The organism is Amycolatopsis sp. CA-128772 (genome assembly GCF_002904295.1).
Taxonomy (GTDB): domain Bacteria; phylum Actinomycetota; class Actinomycetes; order Mycobacteriales; family Pseudonocardiaceae; genus Amycolatopsis.
Window position 1 is genome coordinate 109,733 of record NZ_PPHG01000074.1, and the last position, 24,175, is coordinate 133,907.

At 71.9% G+C, this 24,175-nt stretch carries 15 protein-coding genes and 1 tRNA gene; 10 read left to right on the top strand and 6 right to left on the bottom strand.

All coding sequences use genetic code 11. The features are described 5' to 3' along the window. Positions 1-53: 53 nt before the first annotated feature. Positions 54-1,625: a 4-hydroxyphenylacetate 3-hydroxylase family protein gene (locus tag C2L59_RS28595; protein ID WP_233223748.1), complete on the bottom strand. Its 1,572-nt coding sequence runs from the start codon at positions 1,623-1,625 to the stop codon at positions 54-56. A gap of 215 nt (positions 1,626-1,840) precedes the next feature. On the opposite strand from C2L59_RS28595, the gene C2L59_RS28600 reads away from it, so the two are divergent. After that, on the top strand, positions 1,841-3,019 hold the full coding sequence (locus C2L59_RS28600; protein WP_370444788.1) for an acyl-CoA dehydrogenase family protein: 1,179 nt from the start codon (positions 1,841-1,843) through the stop codon (positions 3,017-3,019). Between the two features lie 70 nt (positions 3,020-3,089). Next, the gene (locus C2L59_RS28605) at positions 3,090-4,109 is read left to right on the top strand and encodes an NAD-dependent epimerase/dehydratase family protein (RefSeq protein WP_103352625.1); all 1,020 of its coding nucleotides are present in this window, start codon (positions 3,090-3,092) and stop codon (positions 4,107-4,109) included. A gap of 546 nt (positions 4,110-4,655) precedes the next feature. On the opposite strand, the gene C2L59_RS47190 is transcribed toward C2L59_RS28605, so the two are convergent. The 4 genes from C2L59_RS47190 to C2L59_RS28625 form a co-directional block, all read right to left on the bottom strand. After that, a complete protein-coding gene (locus C2L59_RS47190) occupies positions 4,656-4,871 on the bottom strand; it encodes a hypothetical protein (RefSeq protein WP_146060451.1) in 216 nt (71 codons plus the stop codon). Between the two features lie 268 nt (positions 4,872-5,139). Continuing rightward, positions 5,140-5,216: transfer RNA gene (locus C2L59_RS28610), tRNA-Arg, on the bottom strand. 1,078 nt (positions 5,217-6,294) lie between these two features. Next, a complete protein-coding gene (locus tag C2L59_RS28615; RefSeq protein ID WP_103352626.1) occupies positions 6,295-6,669 on the bottom strand; it encodes a peptidase inhibitor family I36 protein in 375 nt (124 codons plus the stop codon). Positions 6,670-6,847: 178 nt separating this feature from the next. Then, positions 6,848-7,993 (bottom strand): LacI family DNA-binding transcriptional regulator, encoded by a 1,146-nt coding sequence (locus tag C2L59_RS28625; RefSeq protein WP_233223749.1) that lies wholly within the window; start codon positions 7,991-7,993, stop codon positions 6,848-6,850. A gap of 52 nt (positions 7,994-8,045) precedes the next feature. On the opposite strand from C2L59_RS28625, the gene C2L59_RS28630 reads away from it, so the two are divergent. Beyond that, positions 8,046-9,227: an MFS transporter gene (locus tag C2L59_RS28630; protein ID WP_103352627.1), complete on the top strand. Its 1,182-nt coding sequence runs from the start codon at positions 8,046-8,048 to the stop codon at positions 9,225-9,227. A 184-nt stretch (positions 9,228-9,411) separates the two neighbouring features. Then, on the top strand, positions 9,412-10,590 hold the full coding sequence (locus tag C2L59_RS28635; RefSeq protein ID WP_199199298.1) for an ATP-binding protein: 1,179 nt from the start codon (positions 9,412-9,414) through the stop codon (positions 10,588-10,590). On the opposite strand, the gene C2L59_RS28640 is transcribed toward C2L59_RS28635, so the two are convergent. Then, positions 10,564-11,202, bottom strand: coding sequence for a histidine phosphatase family protein (locus C2L59_RS28640; RefSeq protein ID WP_103352628.1), 639 nt, complete (start codon positions 11,200-11,202; stop codon positions 10,564-10,566). The two genes, C2L59_RS28635 and C2L59_RS28640, sit on opposite strands and share 27 nt — an antisense overlap. A 56-nt stretch (positions 11,203-11,258) precedes the next feature. Between C2L59_RS28640 and C2L59_RS28645 the strand changes: the two genes are divergently transcribed. From C2L59_RS28645 to C2L59_RS28670, 6 genes are all read left to right on the top strand, one after another. Further along, a complete protein-coding gene (locus C2L59_RS28645; protein WP_199199294.1) occupies positions 11,259-13,286 on the top strand; it encodes a cytochrome c oxidase assembly protein in 2,028 nt (675 codons plus the stop codon). Positions 13,287-13,416: 130 nt separating this feature from the next. After that, positions 13,417-15,093 (top strand): energy-dependent translational throttle protein EttA, encoded by a 1,677-nt coding sequence (gene ettA / locus C2L59_RS28650; RefSeq protein WP_103352630.1) that lies wholly within the window; start codon positions 13,417-13,419, stop codon positions 15,091-15,093. Between the two features lie 16 nt (positions 15,094-15,109). Next, complete coding sequence (locus C2L59_RS28655) at positions 15,110-17,572, top strand: hypothetical protein (protein WP_370444789.1); 2,463 nt, start codon at positions 15,110-15,112, stop codon at positions 17,570-17,572. Between the two features lie 544 nt (positions 17,573-18,116). Further along, entirely contained in the window at positions 18,117-23,102 is a 4,986-nt protein-coding gene (locus tag C2L59_RS28660) for an NAD-glutamate dehydrogenase (RefSeq protein ID WP_103352632.1), read from the top strand. Next, positions 23,099-23,518 (top strand): thioesterase family protein, encoded by a 420-nt coding sequence (locus tag C2L59_RS28665; protein WP_103352633.1) that lies wholly within the window; start codon positions 23,099-23,101, stop codon positions 23,516-23,518. Before C2L59_RS28660 ends, C2L59_RS28665 begins: the two co-directional genes overlap by 4 nt. Further along, the gene (locus C2L59_RS28670; RefSeq protein WP_103352634.1) at positions 23,511-24,146 is read left to right on the top strand and encodes a hypothetical protein; all 636 of its coding nucleotides are present in this window, start codon (positions 23,511-23,513) and stop codon (positions 24,144-24,146) included. The genes C2L59_RS28665 and C2L59_RS28670 overlap by 8 nt, the downstream gene beginning before the upstream one ends. Positions 24,147-24,175 lie beyond the last annotated feature (29 nt).

A 24,175-nucleotide genomic window follows, 5' to 3' on the forward strand; every position in this document is an offset into this window, starting at 1 on the left:
TCGCCGAACATCGGTGCTCGGGTACGTCTGGTTCGCACCGGCGGTGCGCGCGGTCAGCTCAGCAGGTCGCGGCCCGCGGCCCCCAGCTCCTCGAACGAGGCGAGGTCCGGCACCTGCCAGCCGTCGAGGTCGTACTCGCTCATGCACTGGTCGACGAGGGCCTTGTACGAGTCCAGCTGGCCGTCGGCCATCTGGCCGAACAGCAGTTCCATCCGGGTGTTTTCGTGGTTGCCCGCGTAGTTGCGTTCGTACAGGTCGTGCCGGCCGCCGAACTCGGTGCCGATCGCGTCCCACAGCAGCTTCATCACCTTGACCCGCTCGACCGACGCGACGCCGTGCGAGCCGCGCAGGTACTTGTCCAGGTACGGCCGGATCTCCGGGTTCTGGAAGTCCTTCGCGCTGGAGTTCAGGTAGATGAGCCCGCTGGCGACGTCCTGCAGCGCGATCTCGCGCAGCCGCGCGTAACCGAGCTGCGAGAACCACCGGTAGGCCAGGCCGTAACGCGGGTTCGGCAGCACCGCCCCGTTCCGCCACTTCACCGGGTTGCGCGCGGCCGCGTCGGACAGTCCCCAGAACAGGTTGCGCCACGCGAGGACCTCGCCCAGGCGTGTCTGCACGCCGCGGAAGTCGCTGACCCCGGTGAGTTCGAGCGCCTTGGCCAGCAGGCCGGCGAGGAATTCGAACTTCACCGCGAGCCGGGTGCAGCCGTGGAAGGTGAACCGCTCGATGAAGCCGGAGTGCCCGGTGAACATGCCGACCTTGGCGACGTCCCCGTAGATGAAGACGTTTTCCCACGGGATCAGGACCTTGTCGAGGACGAGGATGGTGTCGTTCTCGTCGAGCCGCGAGGAGAGCGGGTAGTCGAACGGGCTGCCGGTCAGCGCGGACGCGGCCGTGTAGGACTGCCGGCAGATCAGCTTCATCCCGCGGGCGTTCATCGGCACGGTGGCGACGATGGCGAACTTGCGGTCCTTGATCGGCAGCCCGTAGTGGGCGATGAAGTTGTAGTGGGTCAGCGCGGACCCGGTCGCCACGACCTTCGCCCCGGAGACGATCACGCCGCTGTCGGTTTCCCGCTCGACGTGCACGAAGACGTCGGCGACCTCGTCCGGCGGCCGGTCGCGGTCCACCGGCGGGTGCACGATCGCGTGGTTCCAGTACAGGACCTTCTCCTGCGACTCCTTGTACCAGCGCTTCGCGTTGGTGGAGAAGGGGTTGTAGAAGTCGGCGTTCGCGCCGAGGGTCCCGAGGAACGACGCCTTGTAGTCGGGCGAGCGGCCCATCCAGCCGTAGCTCAGCCGCGCCCACTGGGCGATGGCCTGCTGGTCGGCGACGAGGTCGTCGACGCTGTGCGGCGTGGTGTAGAAGCGGTGCGTGTACCCGCCGGGGCCGCCGGCGTCGGTGGCCGTGGTCAGGACGTCGCGGTACTGCGGGTCGTGCAGCGCGTCGTAGAGCCGGGCCGTCATCCGCACCGGGTTGTGGAACGCGGGGTGCTGGGTCACGTCCTTGACCCGGTCACCGTAGAGGTAGATTTCCCGGTCGTCGCGCAGGCTTTCGATGTACTCGGCCCCGGTCAGCGGCCGGGTCTGCCCGGCCATGTGAGCACCGGCGTCGTCAGCTGGCATGCCTGTCACCCCTTCGGCGAACTTCGCTCGGCACCGAGCATCACACCGGCGTTCCGGGCTCACATCCTTGGGAATGCGGTGGTTGCCCCACCCGCGGGAACGGCGGCCCCGGCCGCAAAGGAGGAGATGCGCGACGCGGGCTGCCGGGGGCAGTCTCGAACCCGGAATGTCCGTGGACGCCTCGCGCTTTTCGTCCGTTCCCCTTGGAGGATATCTTGGCCACGACGATCCCGACGCGCGAGGAAATCGTGCGCAAGGTGTCGGAACTCATCCCGTCCCTGCGCAAACAGTCGCCGTGGGCCGAGGAAAACCGCCGCCTGCCCGAAGAGACCATCGAGGCGCTGGCCGACGCCGGCGTCTTCAAGCTCCGGCGTCCCAAGCACTTCGGCGGCTACGAAGCGGACACCACGACGCTCACCGAGGTCGCGACCGAGCTGGGCCGCGGCTGCCCGTCGACCGCCTGGGTCGCGTCGGTGTACTGGATCCCGACCTGGATGGCGTGCCAGTTCCCGGACGAGGTCCAGGAGGAGGTGTTCGCCACCCCGGACACCCGCATCTGCGGCACCCTGAGCCCGTCGGCGATGGCGACGCCGGTCGACGGCGGCATCACGGTGAACGGCAAGTGGGGCTTCATCAGCGGCGCCCACCACGCGCAGTGGCAGGAGATCATCGCGATCCTGGTCCCGCCGGACGGCGAGCCGTACCCGGTGATGGCCCTGGTCCCGCTGTCGGACCTGCTGGTCATGGACGACTGGGACACCTCGGGCCTGCGCGGCACGGGCAGCATCAGCACGTTCGCGAAGGACCTGTTCGTCCCGCAGGAGCGCGTGCTGCCGCTCCCGGTGGTCCTGTCCGGCCAGAGCGCGTCCAAGCGCAACGCGAACTCCCCGATCTACCGCGCCCCGCTGATGCCGGTCGCGGCGGCGTCTTCGACGGGCGCGATCGTCGGCATGGCCCGCGGAGCGATGGACGTCTTCCTCGACCGCCTGCCCGACCGCAAGATCACGTATACGAATTACGACAGTCAGCGCGACGCCCCGATCACGCACTTCCAGGTGGCCGAGGCGGCCCTGAAGACGGACCAGGCCGCGTTCCACGCCTGGCGCGCGGGCAACCTGGTCGACCGCAAGTGCGAAGAGGGCACGGAGTGGAAGCTCGAGGAGCGCGCCCGCACCCGCGCCGACGTGGGCAGCGTGATCCAGCTGGCCAAGGAGGCCATCGGCATCCTCGCCAACGCGAGCGGCGGGACGTCCATCTACAAGGGAATCCCGATCCAGCGCATCAACCGTGACATCCTGACGGTCAACCAGCACGCGCTGATGCACCCGAACACGAACTTCGAGCTGTACGGCCGCGTCCTGTGCGGCCTCGAGCCGAACACCCTGTACATCTAGATCCGGTCCAGCCCCCGGCCGCCACCCGCCCCCGCGGGCGGCGGCCGGCGTTCGTCGCCTGGAGGTCCCGATGTTGGTCAGCATCACGGGCGGAACGGGATACGTGGGCGCCCACTCGGCGGCCGCCCTCCTGAGAGCCGGCCACCGCGTCCGCCTCCTGGTCCGCGACGAGTCCACAGTGGAGGGTGCATTGGCCCCCCTGGGCGTGGACCCGGCGGCGGTGGACGTGGTGACGGGCAACATCCTCGACCGCTTCGGAGTGGACCGCCTGGTCCGCGGAACGGATGCCCTCCTGCACGCGGCATCGGTGTATTCGTTCGACAGCCGCGCCCACGCCGAGCTGTCCCGAACGAATGTGGCGGGCACCGAGCTGGTTCTGGAAACGGCCCGCAGAGCGGGAATGGGCCGCATCGTGTACGTGTCCAGCTTCGGGGCGCTGGTACCCTCCCGCGCCCCGTTGGACGGGAACAGCCCGGTGGGCCAACCCCGCGAGCCGTACTTGGCGGCCAAGGCGGCAGCGGAGTCGGTGGCCCGTACCCACCAGGCGGCGGGCGTACCGCTGACGATCACGTACCCCCCGGCCTTGCTGGGCCCCCACGACCCGAAGCTGGGCGACCAGGTGACAAGGCTGCGCAACACGTTGCGAGGCTTGATGCCGGTATGGCCGACGGGAGGCCTCCCGATGGGCGACGTCCGCGACACGGCGGCCCTCCACGCCGCGTTGATCACGGGGACAGGCCCGCCGGGAAACCGCCATTTCGCCCCGGGCCGGTACGTGAGCACCCGCGAGTTCGTGAGAACGCTGCGCGAGGTGACGGGCCGAGCCCTGCCGGCGGTGTACCTGCCGGCGCGGGCCATGCTGCCCCTGGGAGTGCTGACGGGCTGGCTCCAGCGCGCGTGGCCATGGCACATCCCGGCGGAGTACGGCGCGATGTACACGTGCGCGTGCGCGGCGAGGGTGGCGGACGGGCCCGGGGGCAGGGAGATGAGCGAGACACTGGCGGACACGATCCGCTGGCTGCACGGCGAGGGTCTCCTGGCGGCGCGAGCCGCGGGGACGGTCGCGGATGGCGGGCTGCGCGCAGCCTGACCGGGGTGCCTTGCTGTGGGGTCGGGTTGCCGAACTCGCTCGGTGGCCACACGGGCCCGTTCACTTCGGTGCACGTGTCCCCGGACAGGCGCCTAGGGCTGGGTTGGCCGCAGGTGTCTGCCGCGCAGGTGCCTGCCGCGCTGGTGGTTTGAGGCGTTCGTGGCTGTGCTTTTTCGGCTGCGCGCCGTGCTGGTGGGTCCCGGCGCGTGCTGTGGCGAGTCGGTGGGTGCTGAGGTGGTGGATCCGGCCTACAGGTGGTTGTGCCGCCTCGGCCAGGTGGTTGTGCCGCCTCGGCCAGGTGTTGTGCCGCCTCGGCGCGAGCCGGCCGCCGGTGGGGTAGGTGGCGGACTCTGTGCGGTTGCGGGGAATCGGTTCGGGGTTCGTGGTGGTCCGCCTGATGCCCGTACCGGCAGACCATCGACCCAGCCGGAATGGACCGCCGGGCTTGGTGGTCCGGTCCCGGGGCCTGGCCTGCCGGCACGCCGGGGCGGGCGTGCCGGCAGGGGCGGGGCGGCGTGGGGCTCGCCGTCCCGGTCCGGGCGTGCCTCAGGCCGCGTCCGATGTGGAGGGCGGGGCCTTTTCCGGCGCCTCCGGTGCTCGGGGTGGGGGTTCGGGGGCCGGGCGGGCGCGGTCGGCCAGGTACCTGAGCTTGGTCAGGTGGCGTTGGACCAGACCTGCGCGGCGGGCTTCGTCCAGCGTTGCGCGGGTGAGGGTGTTCTGCCTTCGCCGGCGGTGGCGGCCGCCGGGGAGTTCGTGGTTCACCTGGGGCTCCTGTGAGAGATGGCTTCACTCGATCGTGTGGCGCGGGGATGGGCCGATCGGCCCGATAACAAGGTTGTCTCGGGAAGAACTCTTTCGGGAACCGTTGGGCCACCTGGGCGCTTACGCGGTGCGCCTTCCGGAGTCCGGCGGCCGGAACGAAGAGAAACGAGACCGTCCACAGTGGGACCACGGCCGCGGGCGAAAAGCGGTGGGGCCGATCACTGGCCCGGGGTGCGCCGTGCGCTGGTGCGCACGGCGTCTTCCCTGGTGGCGCCCCCGGCAGGACTCGAACCTGCGACCTAGAGATTAGAAGGCTCTTGCTCTATCCAGCTGAGCTACGAGGGCCCGCGCCGACGGCCGCTACCGGTGACCCGGCACTGGCAGCTTAGTCGTCGCCATCCACTCGATCGTTCGACACCGGCGAATCGTTTCAGGTCGCGTTCGACGTAATTCGCGAAGACGGGGGTGCACCTCCTCCTGTGTCCGGGAAACTCCTGAGCGTGACCGAGTGGGCTTCTCCCGGCGGCCGGAACCTGTAACCTGACCGTCAGAAGGCTCTTGCTCGGTCCAGCCAGAACCCTGCTCGCCCGCGACCTGCGGCCGGGCAGGCAGCGCCATGGGCGTCCGCGCGCCGCTGCCTGCCCCGCCGCATCGGGTGGGAGGTTCGCCTCTGCGTGGCTGCCGAAATCGTCCCTGGTCAGAGGCTTCCGCCGGTGGAACCCGTGGCGGCCGCTTGAGCCCCTGCGACCCGCAGCTGCTGCCTTCCCCGCCGCATCGGTGGCGGGTTCGGCTCTGCGTGGCTGCCGGGAATTGACCGTGATCAGGACGTTCTTGCCGGCGGGAACGCTTCCGGCGGCCGCCGGAAGCCCTCACGAGCCCGCAGCTGCTGCCTTCCCGCCGCATTCGGTGGCGGTTCCGCCTCCGCGCGGCCGCCCGGGATCGTCCGTGGTCAGGACGCTTCCGGCGACGGAGACGTGGCGGCCGGTCGAAGCCGACTCGAGTCCGCAGCCGCACCCGCCCGCCGCAGTGGGTGGTGAGCCTGGCTGCCCGGAATCGTCCGGGGAGGGACGCTCCGGCCGGCGGGAACGCTCGTGGTGGCCACCCGAAGCCCGCACGAGCCCGCAGGCGAGCCGCGTACCGCAGGTGCGGGAAAAACCTCCCGGCGACGCATCCACGCCCGCAGACCGGCGCTCAGGGATCAGCAGAGCAGTCCTTCGGGCCCCGTGGGCGCGCCTGGCTGCGGAGCGGGCCCTCGGGCGCGCAGGCCCCGGACCGGTCCTCCGGGGCCCGTGGGCGCGCCCCGCCGCTGAGGCGCGCCCACGGGGTGGGGCCGCTGCGGGGGAGCGGCCCCGGTCGGGCCCGGCCGTCGCCGCGAGCCGGCTCTGCTCCTGGAGCGGACGGCGGGCGGGCCCGGGTCATGGGCTCAGTCCCAGATCTGGATGCCGCGGACGAGGAAGGATGCGTCCGGCACATACGTGCCGCCACCCGGGTAGGTGACGAAATCCCCCTCGGTCGAACATTCCTCGTCCTGGTACACCGTGACATCGCGGGTCATCAGATTCGCGAACGACGACCCGTCGAATCCCTGCGGCAGTGGCAGGCATTCTTCGGGATTGGCCGAACGCAGGTCGAAACGCAGGATCTGCCCCGCGTAACCGTCGGACGGCCACAGGCAGAACTCGCCCTTGCGGCACCCGGGATCGGTGCCGGCGTGCGCGGCTCCGACGCTGGTCAGCAGCCCGATCATGGCCAGGACCACGATGTGCGGCAGGCGGGAACGAAGACGACGTGCGGACATGGTGGATTTCCCCTCCGGAATCGCGGCTCTTGCGGGCCGCGGTGAACGTGTGATTCCAGATTGGCGGGTGGTGGGGGATCTGTCAGCCCGCAATTTCCATTCTGTGGACAACCGGGCCGGGCGGGAATGGTTGTCCACAGGTCCGCGATCGGGGTCTTGCGCGGGGGCGGGGACGGTGTTAGGCGGGCCCCGTGCTCCCGCGCACCACCAGCGAAACCGGCACCTCCGCCGAAGCCGAGCCCGAGCCCGAGCCCGAGCCCGAGCCCGAGCCCGAGCCCGAGCCCGAGCCCGAACCCGCAGCCGAACCCGCAGCAGGATTCGAACCCGACTCCGAACCACCATCCAGCAACGACAGCACCAGCTCCCCGGCAATCCGCCCCTTGGCCGCTAGATCCTGCCGCACACTGGTCAACGGCGGCGACGACCAAGAAGCCGGCGGGCTGTCATCGAACCCGGCCACCGAAACCTCTCCCGGCACCCCGATCCCCAGCTCCCGGGCCGCCGCGAGCACCGCGAGCGCAAGCTGATCGGACATGCACAGCACCGCGGTCGGCCGAGGCGACGCCCCGAGCAGCGCAAACGCCCCCTCCAGCGCACTCTCCGCGCTCAACCCCGCAGCCTCGTGCAGCACGACGTCGCACGCCTCCAGCTCGCCCAGATAACCCGCCAGCCGCTCCCGCGTATCGCGAAACGCGGCCCCCGCGGCCTCCGCCACGCTCAGCGGACCCCCACCAGGCCGCACGTGGCTGTGCGCGACGAAGATCCCGAACCGCCGGTGCCCCAGCTCCCGCAGGTGCCGCGCGGCCAGCGCCGCCCCCAGCCGGTCCTGGCAGCCGATCCGCGCCGCGCCCGGCACCAGCGGCTGGTCGATCACCACCAGCGGCAGCCCGCGCGTCCGCACCGAATCCAGCGCCGCCACGCCGTCGGGCAGCGAATACGCGACCACGATGTCGGCCTGCGCCGTGCGCACCCGGTCGGGCGCCGGGCCGCCGGAAACGCCGCCCGGCAGGAGCAGCAGCGCGTGCCCCCGCGGGTCGACCACGCGGGCCAGTGCGTCGAGCGTCAAAGACAGCGCCGGGTCGGAGAACGCCGTCGACAGCGACGTGTCCAGCAGCACCGCGATCGCGCCCGTGCGGCTGGTCGCCAGGCTGCGCGCGGTGGGGTCCGGACCGGCGTAGCCCAGCTCGGCCGCCACCCGCAGGACCTCGTCGCGCAGCCGCGCGGACAGCTGGTCAGGCCGGTTGTAGGCGTTCGAGGCGGTGGCCCGCGAGACGCCGGCGGCGCCGGCGACGTCGTCGAGCGTGGGACGGCGGCGCCGGGTCATCCGCGCAGTCTATCCGTGGACATTCTGAAGCGCTTCAGTCACGCTGGAGACCATGCCGGACCGGACCGCCGTCTTCACCGTGTTCGCGCTCAACGGCCTCGCGCTGGGCTCGTGGGCGTCGAGAACGCCCGCGCTGTCCGCGCAGGTGCACGCCTCACCCGGCGTTTTCGGCCTGGCCCTGCTCGGGGCCAGCGCCGGGATGCTCGCCGCCGCCTCGGTCTCCGGTCGGCTGATCGAGCGGGCGGGCGCCCGGGCGGTCGTCGCCGGCAGCACCGCGCTGGCCGCCGGTTCGCTGGTGCTGATCGGCTTCGCGCCCACCGTCCCGCTGCTGGCCGGGGCGCTGCTCGTGATCGGCGCCAGCGTCGGGATGCTCGACGTCGCGATGAACGTCGCCGGCGTCGCTGTCGAACGCCGGCTCGGCAAGCCCGTCATGTCGGTGTTCCACGCGGGGTTCAGCTTCGGCGCCCTCGCCGGTTCGCTCGCCGCGGGCCTCGCCGCCGGCCACGGCTGGTCCCCGGCGCGCCACCTCACCGTGGCCGCCGTCGTCGCGATCGCCATCCTGCTGCTGGTCGTCCGCGCGGTCCCGGGCAGCTGTCCCGAGCACGCCGAAGCACCCGTCGTGACGCCCAGCCGTCCGCCGATCCGCCGTCCGGTGCTCTGGCTGCTCGCCGCGGTCGCGCTGTGCTCGGCCATCGCCGAAGGCGCCTCCTCCGACTGGGCCGCCCTGCTGATGACCGTCGAACGCGGCGTCGGCCAGGGTGCGGCGGCCCTGGCGTTCGCCGGGTTCCAGCTGGTCATGGCGCTGGCCCGGCTGGCCGGGCCGTGGGCGCAACGCCGGTTCGGCCCGACCCGTTGCCTCGCCGCGGGCGCCACGCTGGCCGCGGCCGGCCTGCTCGCCGCGGCCGCGATCCCGGTCGCCGCCGCGGGCTACCTCGGCTTCGCCCTCGCCGGCGCCGGCCTCGCGGCGTCGTTCCCGCTCGCCCTCAGCCTCGCCGGGGACGCGGGCAAGCGCGGCGACGGCACCGGCGGCGAGCGCGAGATCGGCTTCGTCACGGCTATCGCCTACACCGGGTTCCTCGGCGGCCCGCCGATCGTCGGCGGCATCGCGCAGGTGGCCGGCTACAGCGTTGCGTTCGGCTTCGCCGCGCTCGTCGCGGCGCTGATCCTGCCCGCCGCCGTCGCCGCCCGGCGGTCGCGGCAGCGGGAAGAAGCGGACGCGATGATCGGCCGGTAGCCGTTCCGGGCACGAAATCCGTGCCCCGAGCGGCGTTTCCGCCACGGGCCGGGCGTTGACAGTCTCCCGGTGCGCGAGGCAAGCTGATCCCCGTCGGTAAACTGAAATGAATACGGCGACGTTTCAATTTCAGGTCGGCTGATCAAGGTAGGGGCCTTGGTCCGGGGAGGACGTCGTGAGGGTTGTGCTGCTCGGCGGCGCGGGGGCGCTCGCCGGCCGGAGCGGGCGGTTCGGCGGGACGGGACTCACGCTCGTGCACGACGCCGTGCCGCGGCTCGTGCTGGTGCCGGTCGCGTTCCGGCTCGCGCTGTTCCTGCAGGCGGTGTGGTCCGGCGGCCCGCTGAGCGCGCCGGTGCTCTCCCTCGCGATCGCCCTCTACCTGGTCCCGAACCTCCTCGAAGTGGCCTGGGTCTTCCGCCGGGCGACGGGAATCCGGCCCGTGCTGGCCGCCGACACCACGTACACGCTCGTCACCTGCATCGCGGCGGCCGTGTTCGCGGCCCGGTCGCCCGAGCTGCTGACCCTGGCCTGGCCGAACATCATGGGCACGGTCATGGTCTGGACCCTGCTGCGCGGCGCGCCCGCCGGGGCGGTCGCGATCGCCGGCGCGCTGCTCCTGCGGTTCGGCATGGCCGCGGTGTCGGGCACGTCCGCCCCCGCGACGTGGATCCTGCTCGCCCTGGTCGCGGCGGCCGTGACGGCGCTGGCGATCGTGCTGCTCGTCGCCGGCGCGATGCGGTTCGCGCTCGGGCTCGGCGAACAGCGCGGCCGGGCCGCCGAGCGGGAGCGGCACCGCCGGGACGTCCACGACACCGTGCTGCAGGTGATGGAGTCCCTCGCGCTGCCGGCCCCCGGGGACACGCTCGATCCGCGGGGCAGCCTCGACCAGGTCCGGCGCACGGCCCGTGCGCACGCGTTGCGCCTGCGGCTGAGCCTCGACGGCGACGCGCCCGCCGAGCCGGGCGGGCTCGAACACCGCCTCGGCGCGCTGGCCGTCGAGATGACGGCCGAAGGACTCCGCGTCGACCTCGTCGTGCTCGCGAAGCCGACCGACGTCCCCGAAGCAGTCGTCAACGCCCTTCACGACGCAACACGCGAAGCGCTGCGAAACACCTTGAAGCACGCGAGCACCGCGAAGGCCGTCGTGTGTCTCGAAGCCCGCGAAGGCGCCGTCACGGTGTCCGTGCGCGACCACGGGAAGGGCTTCGACCTCGGCGCCCGCCGCGCCGGCTTCGGCATCGAGAACTCGATCCACGCGCGGCTGGCCGAGGTCGACGGCGCCGCACGCATCGACTCGGCGCCCGGCCAGGGCACCCGCGTGGTGCTGACCGCGCCGCTAGAGCTGCGTTTCCCCGTCGGGTGAGTCCCGCCACTGGGCGAACGGGCGATCCAGCGCCCACTTGCCGCCAGCCTCCTCGAGGACGCGGTACTCGCAGGTCGCCGGGTTGGACAGGGACTCGAACAGCTCGATGCTCCAGCCGAAGAGCCGGCGGCACAGCAGCCGCAGCGTAAGCCCGTGCGAGACGATCAGCACCGTCTCGGGGTGAGCTTCGTCGCGCTGGCGCAGGTCCGACAGGAACGCCGCGATGCGGTCGTCGACGTCCGCGCCCGACTCGCCGAACGGCAGCCGGTAGAAGAAGTGCCCGAACTCGTGCCGCCGCGCCTTCTGGATCTCCTGCTCGGCCGGGTCCTGCAGGTTGCCCCAGTCCTGTTCGCGCAGCCGCGGCTCCTGGACCAGCCGCTCGCACGAAGCCCCGATGTCCAGCAGCCGCAACGTCTCCCGCGTGCGCAGGTACGGGCTGACGTACACCGCGGGCCGCGCGCCGTCGAGCAGCCGGGTGATCTCCGGCGCCACCGCGGCGGCCTCCTGCCGTCCTCGCCCGGTCAGCGGCAGCGCGTGGTCGGGGATCCGCGTGTAGGCGAGTTCGTCGACGTTGCCGAGCGACTCGGCGTGCCGCAGCAGGATCATCTTCACGGCGCCATCCTGCCCGTCACGCGGGCGTGACGGGGGCGGGGCATACCCTCAGGGGCGTGTCCAGCGAGCCCGTGACGAAACCCGACGTCCCCACGCAGCGCCGGGCGAGCGTGCTGCCCCTGCTCTCGGTCGGGGTGCTGCTGGCCGCGGTGGTCGCGATCGGCCTGATCGCGCTGACCGGCGGGGCCGGCTACGCCATCGCCGGCCTGCCCGATCCGGGCCTGGTCACCAAGTACGGCATCACCGTCATGCGCGTGCTGTCCGAAGCCGCGTCGGTGGTCTGCGTCGGCTCCCTGCTGCTGGCCGCCTTCCTGGTGCCGCCGCAGAAGTCCGGGACGCTCGGGCCCGACGGCTACGGCGCCCTGCGCGCGGCCGGGATCGCCGCCTGGGTGTGGTTCGGCGCGGCCCTGCTTTCGGTCGCCTTCACCGCCGCCGACACCGCCGGGAAACCCTTCGGCGACGTCCTGGACCCGCAGACGCTGCTCGACCTCGTCGGCGCCATCGAACAGCCGAAGGCGTGGCTGTGGACGGCGCTGATCGCGATCCTGGTCGCGCTCGGCTGCCGGCTCGCGCTGTCCTGGGGCTGGACGGCGGTGCTGTTCTTCCTGGCCGTCGGCGGGCTGGTCCCGGTCGCGGTCACCGGGCACTCGGCCAGCGGCGGCTCGCACGACGTCGCCACCAACAGCCTGCTGTTTCACCTGGTCGCCGCGGCGCTGTGGGTCGGCGGGCTGGTCGCGCTGCTGGCGCTGGGCTACCGCCGCGGGACCCACCTGAGCCTGGCCGCGCAGCGGTTCTCGAAGCTGGCGCTGGTCTGCTGGATCGTGATGGCCCTGTCCGGCGCGGTCAACGCGCTGGTCCGGATCGGCCTGAACGACCTGTTCACCACCGACTACGGCCTGCTCGTCGTGGCCAAGACGGTCGCACTGCTGCTGCTCGGGGTGTTCGGCCACCAGCAGCGCGAAAAGGGTGTCGCGAACCTCGTGGACGGCAAGGGCGGCGCCCAGCTGCTGCGCCTGGCCGCGGTCGAGATCCTGATCATGTTCGTCACCATCGGCATCGCCTCCGGGCTGGCCAGGACGCCGCCACCGGCCGACGCGATCACCCAGCCCTCGACCACCGAGCTGCTGATCGGCTACGACCTCGACGGCGCGCCGACGGCGTTGCGGCTGCTCTTCGACACCCGCTTCGACCTCGTCTACGGCACCCTGGCGCTGGTGCTCGGCGGTCTGTACCTGGCCGGGGTGCGGCGGCTGCTGCAGCGGGGCGACACCTGGCCGGTGGGCCGCACGGTGGTCTGGATCGCCGGCTGCGTGGTGCTGCTGATCGCGACGTCGTCCGGGGTCGGCCGGTACGCGCCCGCGATGTTCAGCGTGCACATGGGCAACCACATGCTGCTGTCGATGGTGGCGCCGGTGCTGTTCGTCCTCGGCGGGCCGGTGACGCTGGCGCTGCGCGCGCTGCCGGCCGCGGGCCGGGACAACCCGCCGGGACCCCGCGAGTGGCTTGTCGCCTTCGTGCACTCCCCGGTGTCGCGGTTCCTGACCCACCCCGTGGTCGCGCTGCTGCTGTTCGTCGGGTCGTTCTACGCGCTGTACTTCTCCGGCCTGTTCGACAACGCGCTGCCCTACCACTGGGCGCACCTGGTGATGAACGGCCACTTCCTGCTCGCCGGGTACGTCTTCTACTGGCCGGTGATCGGCGTGGACCCGGCGCCGCGCCGGATCCCGTACCTCGGCCGGCTCGGGATGATGTTCGCCGCGATGCCGTTCCACGCGTTCTTCGGCGTGATCCTGATGAGCAAGCAGACGGTCATCGGCCAGGCGTTCTACAGCCAGCTGCACCTGCCGTGGGTCCCCGACCTGCTCACCGACCAGCGGCTCGGCGGGGGCATCGCCTGGGCCGCGGGCGAGGTGCCGGTGCTGCTGGTGCTGATCGCGCTGCTGGTGCAGTGGTCGCGCCAGGACGAGCGTGAGGCGAAGCGGCGTGACCGGCGCGAAGCGGTCACCGGCGACGAAGAGCTGAACGCCTACAACGCGATGCTGAAGAACCTCGCCGACGGCAACCGACCCTCGGGTTCCAGTTGAGGTTGAGCCGCCGTCCGGGTGCCGGGAAAAGGGCCGTTTCGGTACTCTCGCCGTGATCCCGGGCTGACTTTCGGTAGTCCGGTGGTGACCGGCGTCAGGCCGCGATCACGTGCGCTCTACGATCGTGGGTATGGCCGAGTTCATCTACACCATGAAGAAGGTGCGCAAGACCGTCGGGGACAAGGTCATCCTCGACGACGTCAGCACCGCGTTCTACCCCGGCGCCAAGATCGGCGTGGTCGGGCCGAACGGTGCCGGTAAGTCCACCGTTCTCAAGATCATGGCGGGGATCGAGCAGGCCAGCAACGGCGAAGCGTTCCTCCAGCCTGGCGCCTCCGTCGGCATCCTCATGCAGGAGCCGGAGCTCAACGAGGAGAAGACGGTCCGGCAGAACGTCGAGGAGGGCCTCGGCGAGGTCAAGGTCAAGCTCGACCGGTACAACGAGGTCCTCAAGCTCATGGAGACCGAGTACACCGAAGAGCTGATGGAGGAGATGGGGCAGCTCCAGGAGGAGCTGGACCACGCCGACGCCTGGGAGCTCGACTCGACCGTCGAGCAGGCCATGGACGCGCTCCGCTGCCCGCCGCCGGACGAAGGCGTCTCCCACCTTTCCGGTGGTGAGCGCCGCCGGGTCGCGCTGTGCAAGCTGCTGCTGTCGGCGCCGGACCTGCTGCTGCTCGACGAGCCCACCAACCACCTGGACGCCGAAAGTGTCCTGTGGCTGGAGCAGTTCCTCTCCCGCTACGCCGGTGCCGTCCTCGCCGTCACCCACGACCGGTACTTCCTCGACAACGTGGCCCAGTGGATCATGGAGATCGACCGCGGCCGCGTCGTCGGTTACGAGGGCAACTACTCGACGTACCTGGAGAAGAAGCGCGAGCGCCTCGAAGTCCAGGGAAAGAAGGACCAGAAGCTCGCGAAGCGCCTGAAGACCGAGCTCGAGTGGGTGCGGTCCAACGCCAAGGCCCGGCAGACGAAGTCCCGGTCGCGCCTCGACCGCTACGAGGAGATGGCGGCGGAGGCGGACAAGCACCGCAAGCTGGACTTCGAAGAGATCCAGATCCCGCCGGGCCCGCGGCTGGGCAACGTCGTGGTCGAGGTCGAGAAGCTGCAGAAGGGCTTCGACGGCCGGGTCCTCATCGACGGCCTGTCGTTCGACCTGCCGCGCAACGGCATCGTCGGCGTGATCGGCCCGAACGGTGTCGGCAAGACCACGCTGTTCAAGACCATCGTCGGGCTCGAGGAGCCGGACGCCGGCGAGGTCAAGATCGGCGAGACGGTCAAGCTGTCCTATGTGGACCAGAACCGCGGCGGGATCGACCCCAAGAAGACCGTGTGGCAGGTCGTCTCCGACGAGCTGGACTACATCCACGTCGGGCAGACCGAAATGCCGTCGCGCGCGTACGTCAGCGCGTTCGGCTTCAAGGGCCCGGACCAGCAGAAGCCGGCGGGTGTGCTCTCCGGTGGTGAGCGCAACCGGCTCAACCTGGCGCTGACGCTCAAGCAGGGCGGGAACCTGATCCTGCTCGACGAGCCGACGAACGACCTGGACGTCGAGACGCTGGGCTCGCTGGAGAACGCGCTGGAGCAGTTCCCCGGCTGCGCCGTCGTGATTTCGCACGACCGGTGGTTCCTCGACCGGGTCGCGACGCACATCCTGGCCTGGGAAGGCACCGACGAGAACCCCGCCCAGTGGTTCTGGTTCGAGGGCAACTTCGAAGGGTACGAGAAGAACAAGGTGGAGCGGATGGGCGCCGAGGCTGCCCGCCCGCACCGTGTCACCCACCGCAAGCTGACCCGCGACTGAGGGGGCGGGTTTCCCCGTGGAAGCCAGCAAAGCGCACCGGACGGGCCCGGTTCCGTCGAACGCCGCCTCCGCGGGAGGAACTACGTCGGCGGGCCGAGTGGAGGGCGGGCGCTCCGCCAATGCCGGGGGAACCCTCTCCGCAGTCGGCCGGCTGATCGAGCGGGCGGACGCCCTGCACCTGCGGGCGCCCGAGCTCGCGCTGGTCCTCGGCGAGCGCGCGGCCGCGTTGGCCGAGGCCGCGAGCGCCGACGAGCAGTGGATCCGGGCCGAGAGCCTGGTCGTGTCCGCACGCGTCCGGCTCGGCGAGCGGCCGGCCACGGTCGGGCGCGCGGTCGCGGCGTTGCGCGCGGCCGAGCACGCGGGCTACGGCGACATCGCGGCGCGGCTGCGCATCGACCTCGCCGTCTGCGCCCGCAGCCTGGGCGTGCCGCTGACCGGCCTCGCCGCGCTGCGGCCGGTGCTGACCGATCCGGTGGTCTCGCCGGTGCACCGCGCGGCCGCGTGGTGCCACCTGGTGGGCTGCCTGGGCCAGCTCGGGCGCAAGTCGGAGCTCGACCGCGTGCTCGTGGAGGCGGACAAGCTGGTCGTTGGCGACGAGTCGCTGGGCGCCGACACCCAGCTGCTGGTGCGCGCGCTGCTGCGCGTCGGCACGGCGGCCCACCGCCGCCGCCACGGCGACCTGACGGCGGCGGCCGACGCGGCCCGGACCGGCTTGGGCTTCCTGGAGAAGCTCGACAACCCGGCCGACGACGGCGGCCTGGTCCGCATCCGCCTGGTGCTGCTGCTGGTCAGCACGCTCCTCGACCGCGGCGACACGGAAATGGCGTACGAGATAGCCGAGCCGGTGCTGGCCGAGCCGGTCCGCGCGGCGGGCGTCGCCCCGATGGGCTGGCTGCGCTTGGCGGTCGCGACCCGCGTCCACCTGCCGGCGGGCGCGGGCGAAGCGGCGATCGAGCAGGTCCGCGAAGCGGTGGCGAGCACGGACCGGCACGGGCTGCCGGCGGTCACCGCCCGGCTGTGGCTGGAGCTGGCGCAGCTGCAGGAGCGGTTCGGCCAGGCGGAGGAGGCCATCGCGTGCCTGTACCGATCGCGCGCGGCGGAGCAGCTGCACGCCCGCGCCCGGCGGCAGGCGTGCAGCGTGCTGGCGGGCGAGTTCGGCACCGGGGAACCGGCGTCGATCGACCTGGACGAGGTGCTGAAGGCGGTGCCGTCGCGGCCGGTCGCGGCGGTGCCCGCGGAGCCCGTCCGGTCGTTCGGCCGCGAGGAGCCCCCGGCGCGCCCGGCGTGGTCGTTCGAACGCCCCCGCGTGACGGCCGACGTGGCCGAGACGACGTTGATGCCGGCGATCCGGGACGAGGCCGGGCCCCGCGTGCGCCCGGAACCGGCGGCGGAGCGGCGGCCGTCGCAGGCGCGGCCGGAGGTTGCTGAGCCAGGGTACCGGTCCGAGCCGGCCGAGGTGCGTGCGGCGGTGGAGCGGCGGGCTGAGGTGGCTGGGTCGGTTCGGGAGCCGGAGTTCGAGTCGCGGCCGGTGGTCGGGCGGCGGGCTGAGGTGGCTGGGTCGGTTCGGGAGCCGGAGTTCCGGTCCGAGCCGGCCGAGGTGCGTGCGGCGAGGGAACCGCAGTATCGAGCGGCGCCGGAGTCGCGGCCGGAGCAGCGGACCGGGGCGCGGGAGCTTGAGGTTCGGTCGGAACCCGCCGAGGTGCGTGCGGCGAGGGAGCCGGAGTACCGGCCTGAGCCCGTCGCGGCGCCTGAAGAACGTCCCGAGCCGGTGCCGAGTGGCGACAGCGGGAAAACCAAGTTCTCCTGGGCGGCCCTGGCCGAAGCTCGGCTGCGGGAGACCGCCGCCGAGCGGGAGTCGGCGCCCACGCGCATCACGCCCGCTCTGCCGCTTGCGCCGCCGCCTGCTGCCGAGCGGGAGCCGTACGAACGGCCGCGGGAGCCGCAGCCGTCGACGCGTCACGATGCCGAACACGGCTCGGTGGCCGCACGGTCGGTCCTGGACCGGCTGGGCATTTCCGCGGCCGGGGGAGCCGGCGGCGGCCGCCGCCGGGCGGAGGACGCCGAAAGCCCCCGCACCCCGGAACCGGCCCGGCCCGAGCCGGAGCTGGCGCCGCCACCGCGGCCGGAGAACGAGCCACCGTCCGTGCCGGACTACCGCGACGAAGCCGAGCCCTGGCTCCCGCGCCTGCGGATGCCGCCGTCCCTGGAGCCGATGGAGGACTTCGGCCACTGGACCCCGGCCACGGCCCCCTTCCCGGAGAGCTACGCCCGCGCCATCGCCGAGGACGAGCCGCCCCCGGACGCGGGCCTGGCGGACCTCCTCGCCCGCGCCCTCGCCGAGCACCAGGCGGGCACGGCCAGCGCGGCGGCCCTGGTCAAGCAGCTGGGCTCCGAGGACACGGGCCGCCGCAACGGCCACGGCCGCAACGGCCACGGCGCCGAGGTATCGGACTCCCGCGGCCGCCGCTCCCGCGACTGACCCGGCGCCGGCCGCGTGGCTCAGCGCCCAGGTATCGGACTCCCGCGGCCACTGACACCGCCCGGCGCACCGAGCCGCGCGGGGGCGCCCCCGTTTTCCACGCTACCGGCCGGCACCGACAGTTTTGCCGTCGTCCGGGCGCCCCGCCGGAGCCGTCCACCCCGGGTCCAGTCGCCGAGACACCCCTACCCGTCGCCGACCTGCCCGGGCGCCAACCCAGTGGGATCCGTCGCATCCCGGCGTCGCCGACTGGCCGACAGCGTTCGCCGAACGGCACCCCGGCCGATCAACTGAACCGATCACGTCGGCTTCGCTGCAGGTAACGCCCCTCCAGCCGGGCTGGTCAGCGCCGCGCGGGACCCGGGAACGCAACCCGTCAGTAGCTTGACCGATCACGCGAATCCGGTGCCCGGAAAGGGTTTTCGCGCTGCCGGCAACCTCCGGGTCTTCATGTGGTCCCGGATCCGGCGCATTAGTGTGGGGTGGCCGGTTCAACGCCGAACCGGCGCGGTGCCACCTCACGCAAACTGGAGAGTTGCCTCAAATGAGCTCGACCGGAGTCTCGTCCCTACCCGGAACCGGAGCCGACGCCGAACCCGGATTCGGCCAGCGCTCCCCGGCCAGCCCGGAGCAGATCAGGGACGACCTGATCGACGCCGCGGCCGGGCTGGCGCCGGAGATCGGTGAGCTCATCCGGCTCTACTACCGGCACATCCCGCCCGAAGAGATCGTCGGCGACGAGCCCGTCAACCTGGTCGGGGCCGTCCGCTCGCACCTGCAGCTGGCCAAGTCCCGGATGCCCGGCCGCCCGGCCGTGCGGCTGCTGAACCCCACCGTCGCCGAAGACGGGTGGGCGCGGGAAGCCACCGTCGTGCAGGTCGTCACCGATGACATGCCGTACCTCGTCGACTCCATCGCCGCCGAGTTCGCCCGGGACGGCGTGCAGGTGCAGCGGATCGTTCACCCGATCGTGGTGGTCAGCCGCGACCTCACCGGCGAGCTGCTCGAGGTCCACCCCGAAGCGGACCCGGCCGAGCCGCCCGCGAACTCGGCCGCCGAGTCGTGGATGTACATCGAGATCGACTTCGTCACCGACCGCAACCGCGCCCGCGAGCTCGACAACCGGCTCTCCAGCGTGCTCGGTGACGTCCGCGAGGTCGTCGAGGACGCCGAGAAGATGGCTCAAACGGCGTGCCAGCTCGCGAGCGAACTGGAGACCGCCCCGCCGCAGCTGCCCGAGGGGGAGGTCGCCGAGGGCGCCCGGCTGCTGCGCTGGCTGGCCGACGGCCACTTCACCTTCCTCGGCTACCGCCGCTACGAGCTGGTCGAGAACCCGCACCCGGACTCGGACGAGCCGGCCCTGCGCGCGGTCCTGGCCTCCGGCCTCGGCGTGCTGCGCCAGGACAGCCTCGCCGCCCGCGGCCTGACCGCCGGCCCGGACACCGCCGCGTCCGCGTTCGCGCCGTCACTGCTGGTGCTGACCCAGGCCAGCGCGCCCTCGACCGTGCACCGGCCGGTCTACCCGTACTACGTCGGGGTGAAGACCTTCGACACCGAGGGCAACGTCACCGGCGAACACCGCTTCCTCGGCATGTTCACCACCACCGCGCTGCACGAGAACGTCCTCGACATCCCGGTGGTGGGCAAGCGGGTCCGCGAGGTCATCCACCGCGCCGGCTTCCCGATCGAGTCGTTCTCCGGCCAGCGGATGCTGGAAATCCTGCAGAACTGGCCGCGCGCCGACCTGTTCTCCGCCGACACCGACTCGCTGTACTCGACGACGACCGGCGCGATCACCCTCGCCGACCGCCGCCGGTTGCGGCTGTTCCTGCGCCGCGACCCCTACGGCCGCTTCTACTCCTGCCTCGTCTACCTCCCGCGCGACCGCTACACCACGCGCTCGCGGCTGGCGATGCAGGAAGTCCTGCTCGAAGAGCTCGAAGGCACCCAGCTCGAATACAGCGCGCGGATCGGCGAGACCGTCCTGGCCCAGGTGCACTTCGTCGTGCACACCGACCCGGCGCGCCGGCTCGAGCCGGACACGCTCAAGATCCAGGACCGGCTGAACGACGCCGTCCGCACCTGGGACGACCGCATGGTCGAGGCCGTCCTCGACGAACGCCGGGAGCGCGCCGACGGCGGCGTCGCGGTCGGGATCGTCGGCGAGGAGTCCGCGACCGAGCAGGGCCAGCGCTTCGCGATGGTCTTCCCCGAGGGCTACAAGGAGGACTTCACCGCCGAAGAGGCCCTCGGCGACCTCCGCTCGCTGGACTCGCTCACCGACGAAGGCGACCTCGCGCTGTCGTTCTACCGGCCCGCCGAGGCCGGCCCGGGGGAGCGGCGCTTCAAGCTCTACCTGCGCGGCGAGGGCGTCACGCTCTCGAAGGTGCTCCCGGTGCTGCAGGCGATGGGCGTCGAGGTGGTCGACGAGCGGCCGTACGAGCTGCACCGCGAGGACGGCGGCGCGTGCTGGATCTACGACTTCGGCCTGCGCGTCGACCAGAAGATGCTCGACGAGTCCGACGAGCACGCCGTCGAGGAGCTGCGTGGGCGCTTCCAGGACGCCTTCGAGGCCGCCTGGCGCGGCGACGCCGAGGTCGACGGCCTCAACGGGCTCGTCCTGCGCGGCGGGCTCACCTGGCGCCAGGCCGCCGTGCTGCGCGCCTACTCCCGCTACCTGCGCCAGGCCGGCAGCGCGTTCTCCCAGGACTACATCCAGAACACGCTGCTGAACCACACGCAGGTCGCGACCAAGCTGCTCCGGCTGTTCGAGGCCCGGTTCGACCCGAGGCTGGCCGACGCCGACCGCGAGTCCGCCACCGAAGGCCTTTCCGCCGAGCTGAACGCGATGATCGACGAGGTCACCAGCCTCGACGAGGACCGGATCCTGCGCCGCCTGATGGCCGTCATCCGGGCCACCCTGCGGACGAACTACCACGTCATGGGCACCGACGGGCGGCCGCGGACGTTCCTGGCCATCAAGCTCGACCCGGCCGGCGTGCCGGACCTGCCCGAGCCGCGGCCGAAGTTCGAGATCTTCGTCTACTCGCCGCGCGTCGAGGGCGTGCACCTGCGCTTCGGCGAAGTCGCGCGCGGCGGCCTGCGCTGGTCGGACCGGCGCGAGGACTTCCGCACCGAGATCCTGGGCCTGGTCAAGGCGCAGGCGGTGAAGAACGCGGTGATCGTGCCGGTCGGCGCGAAGGGCGGGTTCGTCGTCAAGCGCCCGCCGGCCCCGAGCGGCGACGCGAGCATCGACCGCGACGCCCAGCTCACCGAGGGCATCGCCTGCTACCGCATGTTCATCTCCGGCCTGCTCGACCTGACCGACAACCGGATCGAGGGCAAGACCGTGCCCGCGCCCGGGGTGGTCCGCCACGACGCCGACGACTCCTACCTGGTCGTCGCGGCCGACAAGGGCACCGCGAAGTTCTCCGACATCGCGAACGAGGTGTCCGCGCAGTACGGCTTCTGGCTGGGCGACGCCTTCGCCTCCGGCGGCTCGGTCGGCTACGACCACAAGGCCATGGGCATCACGGCGAAGGGCGCCTGGGAGAGCGTCAAGCGGCACTTCCGCGAGCTGGGCAAGGACACCCAGACCGAGGACTTCACCGTGGTCGGCATCGGCGACATGATGGGTGACGTCTTCGGCAACGGCATGCTGCTGTCCGAGCACATCCGGCTGGTCGCGGCGTTCAACCACATGCACGTCTTCCTCGACCCGGACCCCGACGCGGCGACGTCGTACGCCGAGCGCCGCAGGCTGTTCGACCTGCCGCGCAGCTCGTGGGACGACTACGACCGCTCGCTGATCAGCGAAGGCGGCGGCATCTACCCGCGCACGGCGAAGTCGATCCCGATCAGCCCCCAGGTCCGCACGGCACTCGGCCTCGAGGACAGCGTCACCGCGCTGGCGCCGATGGACCTGATCCAGGCGATCCTGCTGGCGCCGGTCGAACTGCTCTGGAACGGCGGCATCGGCACCTACGTCAAGGCGGAGACCGAGAGCCACGCGGCGGCCGGCGACAAGGCCAACGACGCCATCCGCGTCGACGGCAGGCAGCTGCGCGTCAAGGTGTTCGGCGAAGGCGGCAACCTCGGCCTGACCCAGCTGGGCCGGATCGAGTTCGCCCGAAACGGCGGCAAGATCAACACCGACGCGCTCGACAACTCGGCCGGCGTCGACTGCTCCGACCACGAAGTCAACATCAAGATCCTGCTCGACCACCTCGTCCAGACCGGCAAGCTGGAGCGCGAACAGCGCAACGAGCTCCTGGAAGAGATGACCGACGAGGTCGGCGCGCTGGTGCTCAAGGACAACTACCGGCAGAACGCCGTCCTCGGCGTCAGCCGCGCGCACGCCGCACCGATGCTCTCGGTGCACGCGCGCCAGGTCCAGGCCCTGGTGTCCGCCGGCGCCTTCGACCGCAAGCTCGAAGCGCTGCCCAGCAACTCGGAGTTCCGCGAGCTGGAGAAGGCGGGCAAGGGCCTCACCTCGCCGGAGCTGGCAACCCTGCTGGCCCACGTCAAGCTGGAGCTGAAGGACGAGCTGCTGGCCAGCGACCTGCCCGACTCGAAGGTCTTCGCGGCCCGGCTGCCCGGCTACTTCCCGAAGCCGCTGCGCGAGCGGTTCGCGGACGCCATCGGCGAGCACCCGCTGCACCGGCAGATCATCACCACGATGATCGCCAACGAGGTGGTCGACGGCGGCGGCATCTCCTTCGTGTACCGGCTGATGGAGGAGATGAACGCGACCGCGACGGACGCCGTGCGCGCGTATGCGGTCGTGACGCAGGTGTTCGACCTTCCCGCGCTGTGGAAGGAGATCGACGCGCTCGACAACGTCGTGCACACCGACGTCGCCGACTCGATGGTGCTGGAGACGCGCCGGCTGCTCGACCGGGCCGCGCGCTGGTTCCTCACCAACCGGCCGCAGCCGCTGGCCCCGCTGTCGGAGATCAAGCGCTTCGGCCGGGTGCTGAACGAACTGGTCCCGAAGATCGGCGACCTGCTCCGCGGCCGCGAAGCCGAGTCGGTGCAGGCGCACGCGGACGAGCTGATCGACGGCGGCGTGCCGGCCGAGCTGGCCCGCCGGGTGTCGCTGCTGCTGCACACCTTCGGCCTGCTCGACGTCACCGAGGTGGCCGAGCTCGCCGAGCAGCAGATCGGCGTGGACGCCACGCACAGCCCGGCCGAAACGGCGGAGCTGTACTACGCGCTCTCGGCGCACCTGGACATCGACTCGATGCTCACCGAGATCAGCAAGCTCGAACGCGGCAACCGCTGGCACGCCCTGGCCCGGCTGTCGCTGCGCGACGACGTCTACGGCTCGCTGCGCGCGATCACGCTGGATGCGTTGCGGCACAGCGACCCCGGCTCGTCCGGGGACGCCAAGATCGCCCAGTGGGAAAAGACGAACGCCTCGCGCCTGCAGCGGGCGCGCGTCGCGCTCGACGAGATCACCAAGTCCGGCCGGCTCGACCTGGCGACCCTCTCGGTGGCGGCCCGCCAGATCCGGAGCACGGTGCGGTGACCTACGTTGCGCACGTCCGCCCGCGCTGGACGGACATGGACGTCTACGGCCACATCAACCACGCGAAGCTGGTGACGCTGCTGGAAGAGGCCCGCATTCCGCTGTTGTTCGAGGCGGCGGTGGAGGCGGGGCTGGAGCAGCTGCCCAAGGGCATCGTCGTGGTGCGGCTCGAAGTCGCGTACAAGGCGCCGATCGTGGTGTCCGGGCAGCAGCTGCGGATCGAGATCGACCTGACGCAGCTGCGCGCGGCGAGCTTCACGCTGGCCTACCGGGTGCACGGCGGGCCTTCTCCGGACGGGCCGGTGGCGGTCACGGCGGAGACGGTGCTGGCGCCGTACGACACGGTCGAACTGCGGCCGCGTAGGCTCACCCCGGCCGAATCGGAGTTTCTGAAGCAGGGGTTCGCGGATGCCTGAGTTGTTCGTGCCGGACGCGGCCGACCGGGAGACCCTCGGCGCGTTCGTCGCCCGCGCGGTCCGGCTGGACGGCCAGACGGCCGTCCGGCTGCGGCAGCGCGGCGACGGCGTGGTCGAGGCCTGGACGTCGACGCCGTTCGAGTGCCTGGCCACCCGTGCGGTGGCCGGCGACGTCACCCCCGGCGACGTCACGGTGTCCGGCAACGAGCTGCTCGCGGCGCTGACCGTGGCGGGCGCGCCGCGGATGGACCCGGGCCCGGCCCGCGACCTGCTCTGGCACGGCGAGCTGCCGCCGTCCGGCCGCTGGCCCCTGGTCGACGAGCTCCCGGCGCGGGTGGTGTCCGAGCTGGCCGACCGCGGCGTGACCCTGGCCAGGGACAACGCAGGCCCGCACGGCACGCCGCCGTCGTCGCTGATGGACCAGGCGGTGCTGACGGTGACCGGCGGCTCGGTCGAGGTCAAGGTGCAGATGCGCTGCCTGTTCGCGATGTCCGGCATGGGCTTCGTCGATTCGGACGTTCCGGGCGACGTCGTCCGCGTGACGGCCACGGACTCGTGGCTGCGGCTGGACGCGCGCTACGGCGCGATCGTCCGGCGCCGGCACGCGCTCCTGCCCCTGCTGTTCTGACGGAATGCTTACGGCGGCCACCGCTTTCC

Excerpts from the sequence above, each read along its gene's own strand:
- C2L59_RS28595 (WP_233223748.1), bottom strand. The coding sequence starts at position 1,625 with ATGCCAGCTGACGACGCCGGTGCTCACATGGCCGGGCAGACCCGGCCG.
- C2L59_RS28605 (WP_103352625.1), top strand. The coding sequence starts at position 3,090 with ATGTTGGTCAGCATCACGGGCGGAACGGGATACGTGGGCGCCCACTCG.
- C2L59_RS28615 (WP_103352626.1), bottom strand. The coding sequence starts at position 6,669 with ATGTCCGCACGTCGTCTTCGTTCCCGCCTGCCGCACATCGTGGTCCTG.
- C2L59_RS28625 (WP_233223749.1), bottom strand. The coding sequence starts at position 7,993 with ATGACCCGGCGCCGCCGTCCCACGCTCGACGACGTCGCCGGCGCCGCC.
- C2L59_RS28630 (WP_103352627.1), top strand. The coding sequence starts at position 8,046 with ATGCCGGACCGGACCGCCGTCTTCACCGTGTTCGCGCTCAACGGCCTC.
- ettA (WP_103352630.1), top strand. The coding sequence starts at position 13,417 with ATGGCCGAGTTCATCTACACCATGAAGAAGGTGCGCAAGACCGTCGGG.
- C2L59_RS28660 (WP_103352632.1), top strand. The coding sequence starts at position 18,117 with ATGAGCTCGACCGGAGTCTCGTCCCTACCCGGAACCGGAGCCGACGCC.
- C2L59_RS28670 (WP_103352634.1), top strand. The coding sequence starts at position 23,511 with ATGCCTGAGTTGTTCGTGCCGGACGCGGCCGACCGGGAGACCCTCGGC.